This window comes from Caldisphaera sp., from assembly GCF_023256325.1.
GTDB lineage: Archaea > Thermoproteota > Thermoprotei_A > Sulfolobales > Acidilobaceae > Caldisphaera.
This window is the reverse complement of sequence record NZ_JAGDXI010000017.1, coordinates 4,923-9,146: the sequence shown is the minus strand read 5'-3', so window position 1 is coordinate 9,146 and position 4,224 is coordinate 4,923. Positions and strand designations below refer to the sequence as shown.

Sequence of the window (4,224 nt, the reverse complement as noted above, 5' to 3'; positions counted from 1 at the left end):
AGATTTTCTAATTTTAATTATTGTAATAATGTCATTTAAGCTTTCTTTAAAAACAACTTTATTTGTTTATTTGTTAATTCTTAAGAACTAGAAAGTTAAGATATTGTTGAAATGATCATTGAATTTTAATAAAAATAAATATTAATTGAAACATAAAAATTATTATTTTATAAAATAATATGTTGGAACTGAAAACTTATACTCTGCTTTATGACTCTTTTGTTAAACGAGCTAACTAACATAATATTCTTAATTTTGGCCTTAAACGCGAATGAATTCACCAAAGAAGATAGAACTCTCAATTATAACAGGTCTCTAATTAGATAAATAACTGAATGCTACTCTATTTATTTACATTTTTTATTTACATTTAAAATTTTTGCTCTCTCTATTATTGGAAATACTAAGTATGTAAGGCTATTTATCCTAATAAAAATGCAAAGAAAAATGAACGGATTATTCTCTAAATTTGGCTGTGTTCAAGGGTTTAGAATCAGATTCAAATTAGTTAAAATTCAATGAAGCACTTATTAAATATATCTTTATAGATGTAACATTAAATTTATGTGCTAAAAATGTATAATATTTAACAAGTTATTTTTCCCATGGTTCATTTTCCCTAAAGAAATAATCGTTTAGTAAAGGCTGCCACCACCATCTATTATTTAGATACCAATAAATTGTTTTTTTGATTCCTTCTTCAAATTCGGTTGTTTCATAGTTAATATCAGTTTCCATGCAGTATTCCTTATCATGGCCAGGTCTATCTTTAACATATTTCAATTTTAACTTTATATTTAAATTTTTTTCAATAATTTTTACTAATTCTAAATTAGAAATAATTTTTTTACCTGGGATATTATATATTTCCCCCTTTTTACCATTTATTGATAAATCAACTAAAATCCTTGCAGTATCTTCAACGTATATCCAATCCCTCTTCTGGGAACCATCTCCATATATTGGAATTACCATATCAAGTAAACCCCTTATAATCGTTTTTGGCACTAATTTTTCTGGAAATTGTCTTGGACCAAAATTATTTGATGGCCTTGCAATAAAAGCATCTATTCCATAAGTTCTTACATATGCATTTAAAAAATTATCTGCAGATGCTTTTGATGCGCTATATGGTGAAGAAGGCCTTAATGTTGAATATTTATTAGCGCAACCATATTGATAAGAATCGCCATAAACTTCATCAGTAGATATGTGCATAAATTTAAAGTCATATTTTCTTGATAATTCTAAAATATTAACAACTCCCATAACATTTGTTAAAAGGAAATCATGAGGAGATTGAATTGACCTATCAACATGAGTTTCAGCGGCTAAGTTTATAACTATATCAGGCCTAAACTCCTTTATTGTGTCTTCTAGTTCCTTAGAAGCAATATCTCCTCTAATAAATTGATAATCCATATTGATTAAATTTTCAATTCTACCGGCATAAGTTAACTTGTCAAATACTAAAGGTTTAATGCCCCTTACGTGTAATTCATTAACAACTGCTGATCCAATAAAGCCTGCTCCTCCTAATACTAAAAACTTTTCCCCCATTCTTACACCTCTATTCTTGAGTTTTCCCCAGCTACAATTCTTATTGCTCTTGGTTTAGTTTTCCCCTTCTTTATTAACGAACCCTGTCCTATTAAGGAATCCCTTATTGAAACGTCTTCTATTTTAGCATTATCTAATACAACACTGTTTTCGATCTCTGCATCAATAATCTCACAATTATCTCCTATCATTGTATATGGACCTAAGAATGAATTCTTAACCAAGGAATTTTTACCTATAAACAAAGGACCAATAATTCTTGAATTTTCTATTGTCGATTTTTCCTGTATTACTGTTCTACCTTCAACTTTTGAATTAATCATTTCCCCATTAATTTCTTTATTAGCATATCTATCTAAAAGAATCATATTTGCCTCAATTATGTCCTCTGGCAGACCTGTATCTTTCCACCAATCTTCTATAATTTTATATTCTACATTTTTTCCTTTATCAATTAATGATTGTATAGCATCAGTTATTTCGAGCTCTCCTCTCCAACTAGGCCTTAAATTCTCAATAATTTCAAATATTTCTCTAGTAAATCCATATATTCCTATTAATGCTAGATCACTTATCTTTTCTTTTGGCTTTTCTATTACTTTAATTACTTTGTTCTCATTTATTATTGCAACACCAAATCTTTGTGGTTCATTTACTTTAGCTAGCATGATTGATGCATCACCTTTAAATTTAACTAAATCTTTTAAATCATAAGGGATAATATTATCTCCTAAATAAACAATAAACCTATCATTAACGAGATTTTTTACTTTATAAACCGCATCTGCAATACCTCTAGCTTTACCTTGATAAACATATTTTATGTTTAGATTAAGCCAAGAACCATCACCATAGTATTCTATAACCCTTTGAGGGTTATTATCTCCTAAAATTATAATTACATCATTTATTCCAGAATCTCTTATTTGTTCTAAAACCCATTGTGAAATAGGTTTTCCAGCTACCTTTATTAATTGTTTGGGTCCTGTATGTGTTAAAGGTCTCAGTCTTGTCCCTTGGCCACCGTGAAGAACAACGGCTTGCATTATTTTATCACCACATATTTTAAATTTTCTTTTAAACTATAAAAATCAAAATCCAATATTGCTTTAGCCTTGCTTATATCTAACGATGAATCATATGGTCTCTTTGCTATCCAATTGGAAACATTATCTACTTCTTTTATAATGGGTCTCTTATTTAAATGTTTCGCTATTTCAATTGCTAAATCGTATCTGGAAATTCTTTCCCCTGCTACATTTATTATACCAGTTTTTCTTTTTTCTACTAATTTAAAAATTGCCTCGCTTAGCTTTTTAGCTGATATAGGACTATAGTAACCCTTGTAAGCATTTATTTCTTTTTCATTCATTAATCTTGAAAAAACAAATGGTATAAACCCTTTATGCCTAAAAATTCCTGATGTCCTAATAACTAAAGAATCATCATAAGATAAAGCATAGCTTTCTCCTATAAGCTTTGTTAGCCCATAATAATTTATTGGATTAACTAGATCATCTTCTTTATATAAGCCTTTTTCTCCATCAAATACATAGTCTGTGCTTATTTGTATAACATAAGATCCTAAAACTCTTGCAGCCCTTATTATATGCTTTACTGCTTCACCGTTTATTTTTAACGCCATGTTTCTATCAGTTTCGCATTTATCCACGTCTGTTAAAGCAGCTGTATTTATTATAACTTCTGGCATAGTTTTTATTATATGATCCTCTAGCAAATCAAAATTTGTTATGTCTAGATAAGCTCCACGATTAAATGGATCCATAGTATGATAAGTATATTCAACATCATTATTTAGCAAATTTATTAGTTCTTGACCTAATTGACCTGAACCAATAATTAAATACTTTGATTTCAATATCTCACCTAATTTCTTTTAGAGAGGGCCATTTCAAATCCTTTTCTGATAAAATAGGGTTTTTTATTGGCCAATTTATGTTTAAATCCTTATCATCATATCTTATTCCAGCTTCATAATTTGGAGCGTAATCGTTATCAACTAGATAAACAACTATAGCATCTTCACTCAATACTTGAAAACCGTGAGCAAATCCTCTTGGTATGTAAAGCATATGCTTATTTTCTTCTGAAAGGAAAGCGCTAACATACTTACCAAATGTTGGAGACCCTTTTCTTATATCAACTGCAACATCATAAATTTCCCCTTTTACTGCTCTAACTAATTTTGCTTGAGCATATGGTTCTCTTTGATAATGTAAACCCCTTATAACACCTTTTTTCGAATATGATTGATTTTCCTGTATGACCTTAAAATCTATGTTTAGCTTAGAGAACTGAGGAAAAGAATAAGTCTCTAGAAAATAGCCTCTGTTATCATTGAATACTTTTGGTTTTATTAAAATAACATCATGAATTTCCATTCTTTCCATACAAAATGGCAAAATTTTCCACCAATTGCTAAATAAACGAACTTATATAAAAACTTTAATAAAAGAAATGAAATGGTTAAAAATATGTATTATAATAATCAAATACATTCCGTTCTTGTACAGAATTCGGGATTAGTAAAATAATATAATTTTTAAGAGCTTAATTGCTATATATCTCTAAGACAAAATATTTTTAATTATTGTTTTACTGCATAAATGTAACCAAATTTTGGATTTACTGGTTTATCAAATA

At 28.6% G+C, this 4,224-nt stretch carries 4 protein-coding genes; all 4 read right to left on the bottom strand.

Translation table 11 applies throughout. From position 1 onward, the window contains the following. Positions 1 to 594 precede the first annotated feature (594 nt). The 4 genes from Q0C16_RS02840 to rfbC are packed head-to-tail and all read right to left on the bottom strand — an operon-like array spanning position 595 to position 3,983. Entirely contained in the window at positions 595 to 1,560 is a 966-nt protein-coding gene (locus Q0C16_RS02840) for a dTDP-glucose 4,6-dehydratase (RefSeq protein ID WP_292319529.1), read from the bottom strand. Positions 1,561 to 1,562: 2 nt separating this feature from the next. Then, positions 1,563 to 2,606 carry a glucose-1-phosphate thymidylyltransferase gene (locus Q0C16_RS02835; protein ID WP_292319528.1) on the bottom strand — a complete coding sequence of 348 codons (1,044 nt, stop codon included), beginning with the start codon at positions 2,604 to 2,606 and terminating at the stop codon, positions 1,563 to 1,565. Further along, entirely contained in the window at positions 2,606 to 3,439 is an 834-nt protein-coding gene (locus Q0C16_RS02830) for an NAD(P)-dependent oxidoreductase (protein ID WP_292319527.1), read from the bottom strand. Before Q0C16_RS02830 ends, Q0C16_RS02835 begins: the two co-directional genes overlap by 1 nt. Before the next feature lie 4 nt (positions 3,440 to 3,443). Beyond that, positions 3,444 to 3,983 carry a dTDP-4-dehydrorhamnose 3,5-epimerase gene (gene rfbC / locus Q0C16_RS02825; RefSeq protein ID WP_292319526.1) on the bottom strand — a complete coding sequence of 180 codons (540 nt, stop codon included), beginning with the start codon at positions 3,981 to 3,983 and terminating at the stop codon, positions 3,444 to 3,446. Positions 3,984 to 4,224: the final 241 nt, after the last annotated feature.